This is a genomic window from Microbacterium sp. NPDC086615, assembly GCF_040686055.1.
In the GTDB taxonomy this organism is placed as follows: domain Bacteria; phylum Actinomycetota; class Actinomycetes; order Actinomycetales; family Microbacteriaceae; genus Microbacterium.
Map to the genome: position 1 here is coordinate 24,295 of NZ_JBFBJJ010000013.1, position 15,691 is coordinate 39,985.

General features: G+C 66.1%; 14 protein-coding genes. 6 read left to right on the forward strand and 8 right to left on the reverse strand.

The genetic code is table 11. The features are described 5' to 3' along the window. The 4 genes from AB0O24_RS13420 to AB0O24_RS13435 are packed head-to-tail and all read right to left on the reverse strand — an operon-like array spanning position 1 to position 4,382. Entirely contained in the window at positions 1 to 1,230 is a 1,230-nt protein-coding gene (locus AB0O24_RS13420; RefSeq protein WP_363375517.1) for a hypothetical protein, read from the reverse strand. Further along, positions 1,211 to 2,593, reverse strand: coding sequence for a hypothetical protein (locus AB0O24_RS13425; protein WP_363375520.1), 1,383 nt, complete (start codon positions 2,591 to 2,593; stop codon positions 1,211 to 1,213). Before AB0O24_RS13425 ends, AB0O24_RS13420 begins: the two co-directional genes overlap by 20 nt. Further along, complete coding sequence (locus AB0O24_RS13430; protein WP_363375522.1) at positions 2,590 to 3,684, reverse strand: glycosyltransferase family 4 protein; 1,095 nt, start codon at positions 3,682 to 3,684, stop codon at positions 2,590 to 2,592. Before AB0O24_RS13430 ends, AB0O24_RS13425 begins: the two co-directional genes overlap by 4 nt. Continuing rightward, the gene (locus AB0O24_RS13435; protein WP_363338074.1) at positions 3,681 to 4,382 is read right to left on the reverse strand and encodes an acyltransferase; all 702 of its coding nucleotides are present in this window, start codon (positions 4,380 to 4,382) and stop codon (positions 3,681 to 3,683) included. Before AB0O24_RS13435 ends, AB0O24_RS13430 begins: the two co-directional genes overlap by 4 nt. Positions 4,383 to 4,727: 345 nt before the next feature. Here AB0O24_RS13435 and AB0O24_RS13440 point away from each other — a divergent pair, with 345 nt between their 5' ends. Next, positions 4,728 to 6,494, forward strand: coding sequence for a DUF4012 domain-containing protein (locus tag AB0O24_RS13440; RefSeq protein ID WP_363375526.1), 1,767 nt, complete (start codon positions 4,728 to 4,730; stop codon positions 6,492 to 6,494). Positions 6,495 to 6,537: 43 nt separating this feature from the next. On the opposite strand, the gene AB0O24_RS13445 is transcribed toward AB0O24_RS13440, so the two are convergent. Further along, positions 6,538 to 6,819: a hypothetical protein gene (locus tag AB0O24_RS13445; RefSeq protein WP_363375529.1), complete on the reverse strand. Its 282-nt coding sequence runs from the start codon at positions 6,817 to 6,819 to the stop codon at positions 6,538 to 6,540. Then, positions 6,816 to 7,298 carry a GtrA family protein gene (locus AB0O24_RS13450; protein WP_363375532.1) on the reverse strand — a complete coding sequence of 161 codons (483 nt, stop codon included), beginning with the start codon at positions 7,296 to 7,298 and terminating at the stop codon, positions 6,816 to 6,818. Before AB0O24_RS13450 ends, AB0O24_RS13445 begins: the two co-directional genes overlap by 4 nt. 63 nt (positions 7,299 to 7,361) lie before the next feature. Between AB0O24_RS13450 and AB0O24_RS13455 the strand changes: the two genes are divergently transcribed. Genes AB0O24_RS13455 through AB0O24_RS13465 form a run of 3 tightly spaced genes read left to right on the forward strand, consistent with a single transcriptional unit; the run spans position 7,362 to position 10,152 of the window. Beyond that, entirely contained in the window at positions 7,362 to 8,141 is a 780-nt protein-coding gene (locus tag AB0O24_RS13455) for a glycosyltransferase family 2 protein (protein ID WP_363375535.1), read from the forward strand. 8 nt (positions 8,142 to 8,149) lie between these two features. Then, positions 8,150 to 8,620, forward strand: a complete 471-nt coding sequence (locus AB0O24_RS13460; protein ID WP_363375537.1) for a VanZ family protein — start codon at positions 8,150 to 8,152, stop codon at positions 8,618 to 8,620. Further along, positions 8,617 to 10,152, forward strand: coding sequence for a hypothetical protein (locus AB0O24_RS13465; protein ID WP_363375540.1), 1,536 nt, complete (start codon positions 8,617 to 8,619; stop codon positions 10,150 to 10,152). The genes AB0O24_RS13460 and AB0O24_RS13465 overlap by 4 nt, the downstream gene beginning before the upstream one ends. 44 nt (positions 10,153 to 10,196) lie before the next feature. Here AB0O24_RS13465 and AB0O24_RS13470 read toward each other — a convergent pair whose 3' ends face one another. Both AB0O24_RS13470 and AB0O24_RS13475 read right to left on the reverse strand, forming a co-directional pair. Next, positions 10,197 to 10,802, reverse strand: coding sequence for a low molecular weight phosphatase family protein (locus AB0O24_RS13470; protein ID WP_363375543.1), 606 nt, complete (start codon positions 10,800 to 10,802; stop codon positions 10,197 to 10,199). Next, on the reverse strand, positions 10,799 to 12,223 hold the full coding sequence (locus AB0O24_RS13475; RefSeq protein ID WP_363375545.1) for a polysaccharide biosynthesis tyrosine autokinase: 1,425 nt from the start codon (positions 12,221 to 12,223) through the stop codon (positions 10,799 to 10,801). The genes AB0O24_RS13470 and AB0O24_RS13475 overlap by 4 nt, the downstream gene beginning before the upstream one ends. A 159-nt stretch (positions 12,224 to 12,382) precedes the next feature. On the opposite strand from AB0O24_RS13475, the gene AB0O24_RS13480 reads away from it, so the two are divergent. Further along, on the forward strand, positions 12,383 to 13,783 hold the full coding sequence (locus AB0O24_RS13480; protein WP_363375548.1) for a hypothetical protein: 1,401 nt from the start codon (positions 12,383 to 12,385) through the stop codon (positions 13,781 to 13,783). Beyond that, a complete protein-coding gene (locus AB0O24_RS13485) occupies positions 13,780 to 15,657 on the forward strand; it encodes a DUF4012 domain-containing protein (protein ID WP_363375550.1) in 1,878 nt (625 codons plus the stop codon). Before AB0O24_RS13480 ends, AB0O24_RS13485 begins: the two co-directional genes overlap by 4 nt. Positions 15,658 to 15,691: the final 34 nt, after the last annotated feature.

Consider the following 15,691-nt stretch of genomic DNA (forward strand, 5'->3'; position numbering starts at 1 on the left):
TCAGCGCTTGCGCAGAACAGGCAGCGCCGTGACGGCGAAGACCGTCAGCACGAGCAGCTGAACCACGGCGACCCCGCCCGCCGCCCCGGCGACGCCGGCGAGCGAAGACCCCACGAGCACCGCCGGAACGATGAGCAGCGCTCCGACGCAGACGGCGGCCAGGTAGGCGCCGTCGCGGCCCGCGGGCAGCACGACGCACATCCCCAGGGCGGTGGCCAGCGTCATCGCGGCCAGCGCGATCCCCCCGAAGAGCGCCGTGAGCGACGAGATCTCGAAGCCGGGCCCCAGCACCACGGGCGTCGCCCACGGCACGACCAGGGCGAACCCCGCGCCGAGGGCGACGGCGAGGACGACGTGTATGCCGACGGCCCGGCGCATGCGTCGGAGGCCCGCGTCACCGGAGGCCGACGACACCCAGCCCTGGAAAGAGCCGGTGATCATGTAGACGCCGATGTAGCCGTACTTGAGCACGCGGTCGAACGGGGCGAATCCGATGGCGGCCGGAGAGCTCGCCACGCCGAGCGTGGAGAGGGGAGCCGTCTCGGAGAAAGTGAGGAGTCCCGCGGCCAGTGCGGTACGCCAGCCGCCCCGGTAGGCGCCCCGCGCGTCGGCGAGGGCCGCTCGCACGGAGAACCGTTCCCGGAGGCCGATGAACCAGGTCGCGGCGAGGAAGGCCGCGAGAGTGCCGACGAGCAGGATCGCGGGGTACAGCAGGGGAGTGGCCGTGAGGAGCGCGGCGAGGGCTCCGGCGAGGTTGAGGACGATGCGCGGCACGGCGTCGAAGATCAGGGAGAGCAACGGTCGGCCGACGCCCACCGCGTACCAGCTGAGCGACAGTCCCTGCAGCGAGAAGGCGAGCGCGGACACGATCGCCAGCGCGTGGTCGTCGGCGTGACTCGCGAAGGCGGCGACGACGGCGACGAGCGGCAGGACGAAAAGGCTGTTGGCGCCCCGAACGACGATACTGGCGCGGAAGACCCGGGCGGGGTGCGACGAGCGCGCGGCTTCGACGGGTCCGCGGACGGCCCATCCGAACGTGATGATCGTGGCCGCCAGGGTGCCGAGCGCCTGGCCGATCGCGATCTCGGCGAAGCCGTCGGGCCCGGCCGCGCGGGTGATGAGCGGCAGCGCGATGAGGGGCGAGATCGCTGACACCGCCGAGACGGCCGTCAGCAGCGCGACGCTCCGGGCACGGTGCGGGCGCGGTGCCTCAGACGCGGTCGAGGTCACGTTCGTCCTCGGTGAGGGGCCGCAGCAGCACCGCGATGAGGATCCAGGTGACAGCGAACCAGAACATGCTCGTCAGGGTCGCCGAGAGCAGGTACGACGCGAGGAGGCCGGCTGCGACGGGCTTCCGCTCCCGGGGCACGCAGACGAACACCGTCACGAAGAAGAGGACCAGCACCCCGAGGCCGACGATCCCACCGTCGTAGAGCACCTGGACGGGCAGCATGATGATGTGCCCGCTGATCCCCGGCGTGCCGGGCTGCTCGTGGCGAAGGCCGAACGTGTTCGTCCCGTTGCCGAGCCAGAGGTTGATGCCCTTCATCTCCTGGGCGGCGAGCCCCGCGACCTCGAGCCGGAACCCGATCGTGCCGCCCACGAAGTCGACGTCGCCGATCTTGTTCTGCTGCTCGGGGTTCGTCGGGTCGGGCTCGCGCGTGGGCGCGGGTGACGGCGTGGTCTCCGTCGAGGATGTGGAGACGGATGCCGACGGGCTCGCCGTCGCGGGAAGGGTGCGGTCGGCGGGCGCGGTGCCTCCCATTGCGGCGATGATTCCGTACGTGACCACGAGCGTCGCGATGAGGATTCCCGCGGGGAGGATGCGGGTGATGCGCTCTCGCCACGAGGAACGCAGCGAGAAAAGCGTGAAGACGGCGAAGATGCCCAGCCCCAGGACGAGGCTGAACACGGCGGTCCGCGTCTGAGAGGCGACGAGCCCCAGCGGCACCGCCACCGCGACGGCGGCGATCTCCCACCGGCCGATACCCCTGCGGGTGATCGTGAGAAGGGTCCAGAAGATGAGGATCGACGCGTAGATGTTCGCCTCGATCGCGGTCACCCGCGCGACGTACACCTCGTAGAGGTAGTCGAAGTCGGTGCCGAGCGCGACCTGCCCGCGCGTGAGGTTCGCCACGGCGTATGCCGCGAAGCCGACCAGGGCCCACGGCGCCACGGACAGACGACCGAGCCGCGCGGCGAGATCCGCGCCTTCGGCCAGCGCCATCATCGACACCAGCAGGAGCAGGTCGATGACGAGCCAAATGAGGATCGACGCACTCCAGGTCAGGCTCGGCGAGAAGAGCAGAGTCGTGACGACATTCCATACGACGAAGGCCGCATACACGAGCGGGACGGGATGCCGCAGCGCACGGAAGAACGCTCCCCGCAAGACGGGGTGCACGAGCATCCAGCCGGCCAGGAGCAGGGGCACGACCTGTTCCACCCGCACCCGGAAGCCGACGATCTCGGCGTCGTAACGTCCGAGGAACGAACTCACCACGACCGCGGCGATCAGCCCGAGCGTGATCAGCCGCGTCCGCGCGGTGAGGTTCGGTCGCGCGTAGGCCGTGGAGGCGGTGAAGAGGCTCACGATCGGGGCACCAGGTCCCAGAGCTCGGCGCGGATGCGGCGGTCGAAGGTGTCTCTCGCGAAAAGCCGATCGAATCTCTCTCGCGCGGCGGCGGCGGCCGCAAGGATCGCGCCCTCGTCCAGCGCATCGAGGGCCTTCGCCCAGGCGTCCGCGTCGCCGGGAGTGACGAGCAGCGGGCTCTCGCCCACGATCTCGCGGAGTCCGCCGGCATCGCTGACGAGCAGGGCCCGACCCGCACCGAGCGCTTCGATCGCGATCGTCGGCAACGGGTCGGGTAGCACGCTCGGAACCACGACGACATGCGCGGCGTCGAGGTGGGTGCGGACGTCCGTTGTGCGACCGATCACGTCGATCTGCGACCGTCGCGGCGATGCCTCGACGAGAGCCCGCACGTCCACTGCCTCACCGATGGGCGGGGCGTCGCCGAGGATCTCGAGATGAAGGTCCGTCCGCGCCATGCGGTTCCACGCGTCCAGGAAGACGCGATGGCCCTTCCACGCGTTCCAGCGGCTCGCGATCACGACGCGGATGCCGTTCGCGAACGAAGGGAGATCGGTTGGCGGGGCGTTGTCGAAGCCGTTGTGGACGACCGTCGTGCGCCCGCGCAGGTGCGAGGGGAGCGCCCGGGCCACCGCGGAGCTGACCGCGATGATGTGATGGGCGTATCGCAGGAACGGGATCACGGCGCGTGAGCTCGACCCGATGTGCTCGTGAAGGTGGAGGACCACACGGGCGCCGGCCAGTCGAGCGGGCGGCGCGGTCAGCGCGGCGGCGGCGGTGTTGACGTAGACCAGGGCCGGACGCGCGGCGATCAGTCGCATGCCGGTCGCCACGGCGCGGCGGGCGAGTCCGAGAAGACGTGACGGACGCAGGTAGGCGCGACGCATGATCGGGAGGGGGAGATGCCGAACCCGGATGCCCTGCTCGGCAAGCCGACGCGAGAGTTCGCGTTCCGGGTAGTCGAGGTCGGTCGGCAGCCACACCTCGAGGTCGAGATCGTCGGGGACCGTGCGCAGGACTTCGAGGAGCACCCGGTCGGCGCCGTACATCTCGTCGGAGGGGTGCACGACGATCGCGCGGCGACGACTCACGAGGTGACCCTCTTCTTGAGCTCGCGGGCCGGGATGCCGCCATAGACGGCTCCCGCCGGCACGTCGCGAGTCACCACCGCTCCGGCAGCGACCACTGCACCGTCGCCGATCGTCACGCCGGAGGTGATCGTGACACCGCTCGCGATCCAGCACCCGGAGCCGATCGTGATCGGCGCCCACTCCACGCCCTGGGACTTCACATCACGCGAAGGGTCGCTCATGACGTGGTCCTCCGCGAACACACGGACCCCGGGCCCGAGCATGGTCTTCTCGCCGATCGTGACCCCGCCGGAACACCCGATGTAGCAGCCGGGCGAAAGGCTGCTGCCGTCCCCCATGACGAGTCCGACCCCGATCGCGCGCGAGTAGTAGCTGCTCGGGCGGATGAGCGTTCCGGTGCCGATCGAGACGCGGTCACCGAAGCGGATGCCGTCCCGGCTCAGGCCCTGGATCTCGGCGAAGTCCTCGACGATGAGGTCCGTGCCGGCGTGAACGAGGTGTGCGTTGCGCACGCGCACGCCACGCCCGATGAGAGGGAGGCCGCGTGCGGAGCCGAGGCGCGGGCGAAGAGCTGCGCCGCGCAGGGCCATGGGCCCGACCTTCGTCGCGAGTTGCGCGCTCACGATCTGCCACCGATCGCTGCCGACCTCGCGCAGTCGCTCGCGCTGTTCGCCGACGATCTTGTGCAGAATTCCCATTGTTCAGCGAGTCCTTTGGCAATGCGGGCGAGGACGGAGGCTGAGAGGTCGGACCGAAATTGTCCATTCGTTCAGACCGACCACGAAGCGCCGCACGACGATCCCTGTCGAGCCCCCCTGTGAAGTATCCCCGGAATCCACGGTGAAATCTGGGATCTTCCCGAGAGCAGAACCCCCTCGCCGGGGAAGAAAGGCGAATGCCATCGCGTCCCGCCCTTGTATTTCCCGGCCGGACTTGCTCGTTCCCGGAATGCTCTGAACCGACTCAGGTAGCATACCGATCGCGCGGCAGGTGCCCGTCGCGCCCGACGCCGGATGACCGACTCGCGGCGTGATCGGATGAAAATGTCACGTAAGCCCACGCGCCGCCTTCGACCTCGCACGATCGCCTGGATCTCCCTCGGGGCTCTGAGCGCGGTCCTTGTCGCCCTGGCCGCCGCGGTGGCCATCGGAGGCTTCATTGCGCAGAAGGAGCTGCGAGCGGCTGTGCCCGTCGTGTCGAAGATGCAGGAGCAGTTCGGGTCGGATGACCGTGCCGCGCTGGCATCGTCAGTGTCGGAGTTGCAAGGGCACGCGGCCTCTGCTCGCGGTGCCGCTGACACGCCGCTGTGGTGGATTGCAGAACAGGCTCCTTTCATCGGGCCGTCCCTGCACGCCGTCCGCGAATCGACCGTGGCCGTTGACGAACTGGCGCAAGGGGTTCTGCCCGCGCTCGTCGACGTTGATCCAGCGATCCTCCGCCCGACCGGCGGAGCGTTCGATGTGAATGCGATGTCGCAACTCGTTGGGCCCGTTTCGGAAGCTGCGGCTTCAGGTGAGCGTGCGGCGGACGCGTTGTCCGGTGTAGACCTTCAAGACACGCCAGGAATGCTGCGCGGACCGCTGTCACAGCTGACGGGCGCCGTGGCCACTCTCCAGCCGGCGCTCTCCCGGGCGAACGCTCTGATGCCGCAGCTGGCTTCGCTTATGGGACAGGACGGCCCCAAGAACTACCTCCTCCTTGTCCAGAACAACGCTGAGGCACGCGGTACCGGCGGGATTCCGGCCTCCGTGGTCGAACTCCGTGTGGAGAACGGCAAGATGGAGATTGTCAAGCAGGCCACGAGTCGAAGCTTCAAGAACAAGCGCGAAACGCCGATTCTTCCGCTCGATGGCGATGTCGTGAAGCTCTACGACGACAAGGTCGGCCGCTGGTCGCAGGACATGACGTCCACGCCTGACTTCGAGCTGTCCGCTCATCTGGCCGAAGCCTACTGGAAGGAATCTTTCGGCACCTCCGTTGACGGTGTGATGTCTATAGATCCGGTTGCGCTCTCGTACGTTCTTCGAGCGACGGGGCCCGTGAAGCTGAAAACCGGGGACGAGCTGACAGCAAGCAATGCCGTTCAGACGCTGCTCAGCGACGTTTACGCTCGATATCCGAACAACGCGGACCAAGACGAGTTCTTTGCCTCGGCCGCGGTGGAGATCTTCGACGCGGTGTCATCGGGCGATTTCAAGCCCGTCGCCTTCGCCGAAGCAGTCAACCAGGCGGTCAACGAGAATCGACTGTACTTCTACCCGTTCGACGACGCGACGCGCGGTGCTCTGGCAGGCTCGCGCCTGCTAGGGCCGCTTCCGGCGAACGAGCGCGAAGGGCAGACGACTCTGGGTGTATTCGTCAATGATTTGACTCAGTCGAAGCTGAGCTTCTACACGAGCATTGCGACCGAGGTGCAGGTGAATCGCTGCTCGGCTACGCCTACGTACACCACGGTGATGACGTTTGCGAACACTTTGGACCCGTTGACCGCCGAGGGTTTGGTCCCGTACGTCGACACCGCCAGCAGGTACGACAAGGGAACGGTAGGTACGGACTTGCAGTTTTACGGCCCCGCGGGAGGCAAGTTCGTCAACGCAGCGCTCGACGGAGTGGATGTCTCGATCACGACGGGTGAACACTTGGGGCGTCCGGTCGGGCGGATGTGGATTGTGAATCCGATGGGCACTCAACACACTCTTGCCGTGAAGTTCGAGGGCGAGCCGGATGACGGTGGCACTGTCTCGCTTGTGCACACCCCGATGGTGAATCCCGTTACGGCTACCGTCGTCGAGGTCCCTTGCGGCAACTGATGGCCGTGGCGCCGTAGCGCCGACTTCAGGGAAGCGATCGCCGTCAGAGGACGGAGAACACGTACGCGTAGCCCGCCAGCAATCCGAGATTCATCAGACCTGCAAGAGGTGCGAGCAAGCCGAACCCGCGGCGGACGATGACCGCCGCGACTGCGAGAGCGAGGCCTAGGAAGGCGCCTGCCGTCCCGAGGGCGAGCGTGTTCGTCAGAGAGATCGTTTCGATGAAGACCGCCCATAGGCGCAGCACCACGATCAGCTGGAAGCCGAGGGACGCCAGCGCGGCGAGCAGGGAGAGGGTTCCGAGGACTCGGGGGGCGGTCTTCACGGGCCGAGCCTACCCGAGCGCTGTTCAGCCGCCGGAATCGGCCGGGCGGGTGGGAAGACGAAGAAGTGGTAAAGCGCGAAGCGCAGAACGGTGACAAATGCGATCGACACGAGATTGACGATGTTGAGCCCCAGGGCCCCCGCCTCCCCGTAGATCGCCTCCAGAGCGCGCTCTCCGCCCCACACGCCCGCGGCGCCGGCGCCAGTACAGAGCGCGTTGACGAGGAGGAAACGAACGATTTGCCGACCTGTGCCCGTACGGGAGCGGGAGCGGAACGCCCACTCTCTGTTGCCGAAGTAGGCGTTGATGAGGGCGATGAGTGAGGCGATCACCTTCGCCGCGACCGGGCCGACCCCCGCGATCATCAGCAGGTTGAAGGCCGCAATCTCGATCCCGGTGCTGATCGCTCCCACGATGAGGAACCGCACGGACAGTGCGCCCGCGCGACGAAGATTCCTGGTGCGCCCCACGAGTGTCATACGCTACAGGTTCGGGGGAGATGGCGGGTGAATCGAGCCCCGGAGAGAAGCGGGGATGCCAGGGTGCAGGCGCAAGATCATGTCACGGTTGTGATACCAGCCTTCAACGAGGCCGAGGCGCTGCCGACATTCCTTGCCGAGATACAGGCTTCGTTTGCCGCTGTGGGCCGAACCGCAACACTCATCGTCCTGGACGACGCGTCGACTGACGAGACGGCCCGAGTCGGTTCCTCCTTCGCGCGGGTAGTTCGGTCTCCAATCAATCGCGGTCATGGCCCGACCGCGCTCGCGGCCTACGGCGAAGGTCTGCGCAGCGCTCCGGGGGCGATCGTCCATGTCGACGGTGACGGTCAGTTCTATGGTGACGACATCGTCCGTGTCGCGGTCGCTCTAGACCAATCGCAGGCCGATGTCGTCCATGGTGTGCGGCGCGGACGCTCCGATCCGTGGTTCCGTCGCTGTCTGAGCGCTCTGGTGAGGTTTGCAGTTGTTTTCTTGTGTGGTCAGTCCGTTCCTGATGTGAACACGCCCCTTCGTGCGTATCGTCCTGACGCCCTCGCTCGTCTGCTCGACGGGGTTCCCGCCGACGCGCTCGTCCCGCATGTCCATTTCTCTATCGCCGAGGCACGAGATCGACTCCGGGTTCGGTACGTCGCCGTCGAGAGCATCCCTCGTCGGGGGGCGGTTGCACAGGGCACGATGTGGGGAGGCGGTCATTCGCGCGTCATTCTTCCCCCTCCCCGTCTCGTGCGCTTCGCCGGTCGTGCGCTCGCCGAACTCTGGTGGATTGATATCGTCGGTGCGCGGTCTCGCCGACCTTCCTCAGGAGATGTGCGCGGTTGAGCATGCGCGTGAAGATCGCCGTCACGGGTCTCGCTATCTGCATGATCGTGGTTCTCCTGGCTACGTTGTCGCCGACACCTATCGACCGCGGATATCGTCCTGTCATCGAACGCTTCTTGTCGGTTCTCCGCCGCAGCGGTGCACCGGAATGGTTCGGATATCACTGGTTCGAATTCTTCGCGAATGTCCTCATGTTCATTCCAGTCGGCTTCTTCCTGGCGCTGATGTTCGCGACAAAATTTCGCTGGATCTCGTTGCTGCTGGTTTCGGCGCTGTCCGCAACTCTGGAACTCGCGCAGTTCTTCTTCCTGCCCGCGCGATTTGCCGCAGTCGACGACGTTGTTGCCAACTCGCTGGGTGGGTGGGTGGGCGTCGCCGCGGCAGCGCTTGTCGTCACCTTGGTCCACGTTCGCGACCGCCGGGTTATCGACACATGGCGCGAGCATAATCTCGTCGCCGTGAGAGGCCCGGCCCAATGACCCGTCATTTCTCACTCGCTGGCCTTGCGACCGCGTCAGCTGCGCTCCTCGTCAGCACCGCGGCGTATCTCCCGATGCTCGTCAGCGGACATCTCACCCGAGACTCGGGTGTTTTTCTCTACACCGGGATGGTCATCTCCCGAGGAGGAATGCCGTATGTCGACTCGTGGGACCACAAGGGCCCTCTTCTGGCGGCCATCGAGGCTATGGCATGGCAGCTTGGCGGGGGGATCGCGGGTGCCCCGCTCCTTGAGGGCCTCGTGCTCTTCACTGGCCTGGCCATAGCCGGACTCGTATGGGTTCGCCTCATCGGGCGGGCGGCCATTCCCGCCGTCTTGGTAGTGGGAGTCACATATCTCGGCGTCTTCGAAGGTGGCAATTTCACTGAAACCTGGCTTTTCCCGCTGCAGCTCGTCGCATACTCCGTCGTCGCGCACCTCGCTCTCCGGTTTGGACGAGAGGCGTCGTCCCGAGCCGCCGGCTTCGCAGGTCTCCTGATCGGATGCGCCCTCGCGGTCGGGTTGTTCACCAGGATGAACAACGTCGTAGGACTTGTGCTCGCTGCGGTGAGCGGTGCGATTTTCTTCCGACGTCGACTCATCTTCAGCGTGGCAATCCTCGCGGTGGTCGTCGCCGTAGGCGCCGCTTTGTCGCTCTGGCTATGGAGCGGGAATGCGCTCCGTGCCGCTGTAGATCAGTACCTGCGCTATAACCTGTTCTATTCAGGCGGAGCGAGCATGGGGGAGCGTCTGAGCGCCTTCGGTACCCTTGCGCAATTGCTCGTTTCCGGCGCCGCCGTTGCGGCGGTTCTCGCGCTCACGGGAGCATGGCTTCTTCGCGAACGGACGGCGGATGGCGCCACCGGAACTCGCCCTCTGGTCGTGGCGGTGTTCATAGCGGTCGGGGGCGTGGATGCGCTCTCCCAGATGATCTCCGGCCGGCCGTATCCGCACTATCTCGTCGTCGCCATCGCCGGCTTCGTGGTCGCGGGTGTTGTCATGCTGGCGCACCTTCTCCTCGAGTCGTCCAGCGTGAGCCAGTGGCGGGGCAGTCGTCGGAACCTCTCCCGCTGGATCGCCGCCGGGGGAGTGGTCCTGCTCGTCCTTGCGAGCTCGTCAACGAACGCACTCCAGTGGACGCGCATCGCCCTGGGGGCAGGGGTCGCCGTGCCGGGCTCCTACCAGGCGCAGCTCGTCGACCGCGTCATTGCCGAGACGAGCTCGAACGATCGCGTGCTCGTGCACGGGGCCGAGACATGGATTCTTGCTGCATCCGAGCGGCTTTCTCCGACCTCCATCACTTATTCGCTCCCTGTCGAGCAGGGATACGACGGACTGCCCGCACAGTATCTGTCCGACGTGGTGTCATTCCCTCCGGCTCTCATCGTCGAGTCTCCCGAGTCGTGTGGGATTTCGATCGAGTGCCCTCCCGAGGAAGCTCACTTCGAAGGACTGGCGCCATTCGTGGCGTCGTCCTACCAACTTGAAGGTGACATCGTCGGATTCCGGTTCTGGCGCCGCAATACAGAATGACCCCGACAAATTGTCGAGGTCATTCTGTGCGGGACTGTGTCGTCTCAGCGGGAGGTGGCGTAGCGCGCCGCCGCCTCCAGGTAGGACGCGACTCGATCGGCTGCAGGAGCGAGTTCCAGGAACGACCGCTCGTAGGTTTCGTCTGACCGGCGGTAAGGGTCCACGACGTCGAAGTCCTCCGGGCTCGACGGCGGTTCCACGGTGCCCCGGAGGGCCGCTGCAAGGGCGACGCCGGCTCGCATCCCGTCTTCAGCGCTGGTGGCTCCGGACTCGGCGACAGCCTGCGGAAGACGCGGCTCGACGGCTTCTGCGATGCGGGCGAGTTCTCTCAGCGTGAATGTCCGGCGCATGGCGGCCGGAAGTGACTCCACGATGAGGCGTCGATGCTCGCGAGCCATGGCGACGATGAGATCGGCTCCGCGGATGAGGCTGTTGTCGATCTGGCGTGCACGGTGCATCGAAGCGTCGATACTGCGGGAGGCGGCCAGACGTTGGGCCTGCTCGGGTACCCCGCTGCCGACAAGCGCCCCCGTGCCGGCGCTCTCCACCCGCACATCTGCCACGGGCGACAGGGCGTGCGCGAGCAGCAACTCGGCGACGGGGGATCGACAGATATTGCCCGTGCACACCGAGAGGATGGAGAAGGTCACTTCTCGTCCGACCTCTCGCGCCGCGAGCGCCGCTCACCCTTGCTCGTCCCGGCGGGCTCCTCCGGAGCGCTATAAGAGTACGCGCCGTAGCCGTAGCTGTCCGGTCCCTTCGAGGGCAGCATCGTCACGATGACACCGAAGAGGCGGCTCCCGATCGCTTGGAGCTTTTCGACGGCTGCGGTGAGCTGAGGCTTCTTCGTCGTGCCGGATGCGGCGACCATGAGGACACCACTCGTGAATCGCGAAATCACCGCGGCGTCTGTGACGAGGAGGAGCGGAGGGGCGTCGACCAGCACGTAGTCGAACGCATCCGCCAGGGCGGCGAGCGTGCGCTGCATGGCCTGGCTGCCCAGGAGCTCAGAGGGGTTGGGGGGCGTCCGGCCCGAAGGCAAGACGAACAACTTGCCGGTGCCCCACTGCTGCAGGACGTCGACGAGCTCCGCGCGGCCGATGAGAACGTCGGTCAGGCCCACACCGCCCTCGATACCCATGTAATCGGCGACGCGGGGGAGGCGGAGGTCGCCGTCGACCAGCACGACGCGGGCACCCGTCTCGGCGAGAGCGATCGCCAGGTTCGCCGTGGTCGTGGACTTTCCTTCACCGGGACCGGCGCTCGAAACGACGAAGGAACGCGAAGTCCCGTCGACGTCGATGAACTGCAGGTTCGTGCGCAGGCTGCGGAACGACTCAGCACGAGGGTTGCGAGGGTCGGCGTGCACGATGAGCGGTCGCTTCTTGGCATCCGGGTCCAGAGCGATGCCGCCGAGAACCGGTGCCTCCGTCGCTGCCTCGATGTCGTGCAGGGAGTGTATGCGTGTGTCGAGGACCGAGCGGAGCAGGGCAATTCCGAGCCCGAGGGCGAGGCCAAGGACCACCCCGACAGCAATGTTCAGCGCGGTATGAGGCGACGCCGGCGAGGTGGGAACGAGAGCCGGCTCGATTGTCTCTACTCGGACGAGGCTCGCCGCTTCGCCCTCCGGCTTCTCCAGCTTGTTGACGACGACATCCGCGAAGTTGGAGCCGACCGAGTTCGCGATCGCCGCGGCGAGCTCGGGGTCGGTATTGGTGACTTTGACTGAGATGATCACCGAGTTGAGGGGCGACGAGGCCTCCACCGAACGCGCAAGCTGTTGCGCGCTCATGTTCAGGTTCAGGTCGTCTACGACGCGATCCAGCACGACGGCGCTGTCTACGACGTCGACGAAACTCACCGTGGCCTGTCGTGCGAAGTTCGTGCCTTGGGCCAGCTCGCTCACTCCGGAACTGTCGGAGCGAACGGACACATAGAGCTGCGTGTTCGCTTCGTACGAAGGTGTCTGCAGCAAGGAGTAGCCGAAGGCTCCGGCCCCGCCAAGGATCGTCAGCGCAAGGATGAGGATCCAGTTGCGGTGCAGAATCCTGAGATAGTCGCGCAGTTCCAAGCCTCGTCCATTCCCTGGTGGAAGATGATGGAGGGCCGTTTATAGTCCGTAGATTCTCGGGATATCCTTTTCCTAGGAAATCCGCGCTGAACTGGGCGCCCCCTCGACTACCCTACGACATTCGACGAACGGCGCTGGAGATGGCGCCCAGGAGACCCCATGAACGACCTGCGAACCTTGCTCTGGTCGACTGTGGAACGCGATGGGGCGGAGTCGAGCAAAAGTGTTCCGTCACCCGACTCGGCCTCATTGAAGGCGTTGGTAGGCGTGACGACGCAAAACGTGCCGTCAGGTTCTACACGAACCATTCGAGAATTGGTTGGCGCGTCGTCGACGGCTTCTTCCTCCGCTGTTCCCGATCTCTCGGATCTCGTGGGGCCGCCTCGTGCTTCGGAAACGGCAACCACCGCCGACTTGACCGCGCTTGTTGGGGCGCGGGAGACGTCGGGCCGGGCAGGAGCACGACTGGATCTGTCGAAATTGATTGAGTCCAGCGCAGACCTGCGAGGTGCGGACGAGGGGTGGCGGGCGCCCGACCTCGCGCAGGCCGGTCGGAGACCATTGTTTGGTGGCCGCAGGAAAGCGGGCGCCGTCAACTACATGAGCGTGGCGGTGGCGGCGCTAGCTGTCATCGCGCTCGTCGGAACCGCGTCGTTCGCCGTCGTCCAGCGCGCAACCGCCAACCCCGCGGATGCAGCCATGATCAGTTTGCGCGAGCGGGAAGCGGAACTGGCCAACGAAACGAAGGTGCTGCAGACCGCAGTCGACCTTTACGCGGGCTCTATTGCGGACGCTGCATCGTTGGCCGAGACCAGCGCTCCCGTTCTCGCTGGGCTTCAGGGACGCGTTGACGCGGCGGCTTTGGCTTCTGCGGAAAGCGCTCGTCTTGCTCTGCTCCAGAAGGCGACCCCGACGGCGCCGGTCGCTGTCCCGGTATACGCACGGGATCAGATTGACGAGCAGTCCTTCGACCAGGTCGGCAAGGCGATCGACGATGTCCGCCTCGCGCGTGAGACACTCCCACCATTAGTTGCCAAAGCTCGTGACGCGCGTTCAACCGTCGTTTCGGCACTTGACGAGTACAGGTCGGCGCTCGCCTCGGTCGGGACGGCAATCCAGGCGGAGGCAGAGAAGCTCGTTGCTGAGAACGATTCGGCAGGGTCCAGCTTCCGATCTGCGGTGACTGACGCCGCGGCACGCATCGTGACCGCTCAGCGCTCTGGCGGTGACGGCCTCTCCGACATGCCGGCGTACGCCGCGGCGGTGGACGCGCTGCGCGCCGAGAATGCGCGTGTCGTCGCCCTTGAGGAGGCGGAGCGGGAGGCCACGCCGAACCGGCCGAGCAATCCGAACGGCGGCACCGACAGCGGCGGCGGTTCGGACTCTTCCGAACCAGGCGCCCCCTCGCCGGAGCCTTCTCAGCCCGCTCCCTCGCCGGACCCCGAGCCGTCGCCGGAGCCCACCCAACCGGAACCGACGCCGGATCCCGAGCCCGAACCGACGGAACCGTCGATCCCGAACCCCGACCCGACCGCTCCAATCGAAGGTGGCACCGCATGACGGCGGTGCCCGAGCATCAGACGCGTCGCGGCCAACGTCGTGAATCACCGGAGCCGATCTCGCGCGATCGAGGCAGGGTCGCCGGGGCGATTTTCGGGTGGACCTTGGGTGTCCTTGGCTTCGCTTTGTGTGCGGTCGGCGTCGTCGCCCTGGCGTTCATGCAGCAGGCGGGCGTCGTGCGCACCGACCTCCTCGGAGCGCAGACCAAGCTGTCCTTCGTTCCGCAGATCGTTGCCAACCGAGACATCAACGGGCTGAACCAGGTCTCCGGTGAAGTGCTCCAGATGACGGAACGCGCGGATGCCGGATCCTCGGGCCCCCTGTGGGACCTGGCGTCGTCGATCCCTTTCGTGAAGGACAACACCCAGGCGGTCCAGGAGCTCACGGCGATGACGCGCGACCTCACCGGCCGCGCCCTGCCGCCAACGGTCGCCCTGTTGTCGGCATCCGACTTCTCTTCTCTCGCCGTCGAGGGTGGGGGTATCAATCTCGAGCCGTTCCGGCAGGCGGAGGGCGCTCTTCCGGAGATCACGAGCGCCTTCACGGATGCGAAGGCGGTCACTGACGGTATCGACCGGACGAACCTGCTCCCGATCGTCACCGAGCCGCTCGACCAGGTGGCGCAGATCGTCGACCAGGCGGCTCCCTCGCTCACCCTGGTCCAGAAGTACCTCCCGTCTTTGCTCGCCGCAGCGGGCGGGGACGGCCCGAAGACGTACCTCGTCGTGTTCCAGAACAACGCCGAGATTCGCGCGACCGGTGGCAACCCGGCTGCCTCCAGCGTCATGGTCGTCGACAACGGACGAATCGAGCTCAAAGAGCAGTCCGATTCGATGGCCTTCTACGCGGCGGGACAGGCCGGGCGCTCCGTGCTGGACCTTCCGGAGAGCACGCTGTCCCTCTACCCCGACACGTTCACGCGTTACTCGCAGGACTACACTTTCACCCCCGACTTCCCGACGACGGCGCGACTGTTCGAGTCGTTGTGGAAGCGAACCGACGGTTCGCAGTTCGACGGCGTGATGTCGATCGATCCGGTCGTACTCGCGCACATGCTCGAGGTGCTCGGGCCGGTCGATCTGCCGACGGGCGAGCAGATCACCTCCGAGAACGCCGTCAAACTCCTGCTGAGTGACGCCTATCAGCGCTTCGGCGATGCCGGTGACAACGGGCGTTCGTCCGACGAGTTCTTCGCGATGGTGTCGTCCACCGTTTTCTCGCGCCTCGCGGGAGGCCAGTGGAACCCCATCGCGATGTTCGATCAGTTGACGCGGAGCGCGCAGGAACAACGCATCAATCTCTGGTTCACGGATGAGCAGGCCCAGGCGCTCGTGACGGAGGTGGGGCTCGATGGGGGACTGCGTCCCGACAACACGACCTCGACGCAGCTCGGGATCTACTTGAACGACTTCTCGATCGGGAAGCTCGAGTACCACCTGACCACCGATGTCTCTGCCACGTGCAACGCGGCCGATCGCACGGTGAACGTCTCGATGAACATGCACAACGGCATCACCGATGACATCACCAACGCCTACACCCTCGGGTTCCGGAACAGTGACTACGGTCTGCCGAAGACCACGATGATGCTCAACGCGCTCTTCTTCGCCCCTCCGGGGGCGACGATCACCGCGATGGACCCGGGAGATGGCGACATCCCGTCGCTCTCACGCAGCGGCGTCGAAGACAACAACACGGGCGAGAGCCGGATGGTCACCCTTGGTCAGAACGAAAACCGGACGATCTCGTACACGGTGCAGTTGCCGGCGGGACCGCTGGGTCCCCTCGACCTGCGTCACACGCCGACGGCGAACGACACTCCCGTGACGATCGACGCGTCGTGCGACCCCTTCCTCGCCGGGTTTGCTGAATAGAGCGAGCTGAGCGTGAGCCATGCGGTGCGCTAAC

Excerpts from the sequence above, each read along its gene's own strand:
- AB0O24_RS13450 (WP_363375532.1), bottom strand. The coding sequence starts at position 7,298 with ATGACACTCGTGGGGCGCACCAGGAATCTTCGTCGCGCGGGCGCACTG.
- AB0O24_RS13485 (WP_363375550.1), top strand. The coding sequence starts at position 13,780 with ATGACGGCGGTGCCCGAGCATCAGACGCGTCGCGGCCAACGTCGTGAA.
- AB0O24_RS13440 (WP_363375526.1), top strand. The coding sequence starts at position 4,728 with ATGTCACGTAAGCCCACGCGCCGCCTTCGACCTCGCACGATCGCCTGG.
- AB0O24_RS13435 (WP_363338074.1), bottom strand. The coding sequence starts at position 4,382 with ATGGGAATTCTGCACAAGATCGTCGGCGAACAGCGCGAGCGACTGCGC.
- AB0O24_RS13465 (WP_363375540.1), top strand. The coding sequence starts at position 8,617 with ATGACCCGTCATTTCTCACTCGCTGGCCTTGCGACCGCGTCAGCTGCG.
- AB0O24_RS13480 (WP_363375548.1), top strand. The coding sequence starts at position 12,383 with ATGAACGACCTGCGAACCTTGCTCTGGTCGACTGTGGAACGCGATGGG.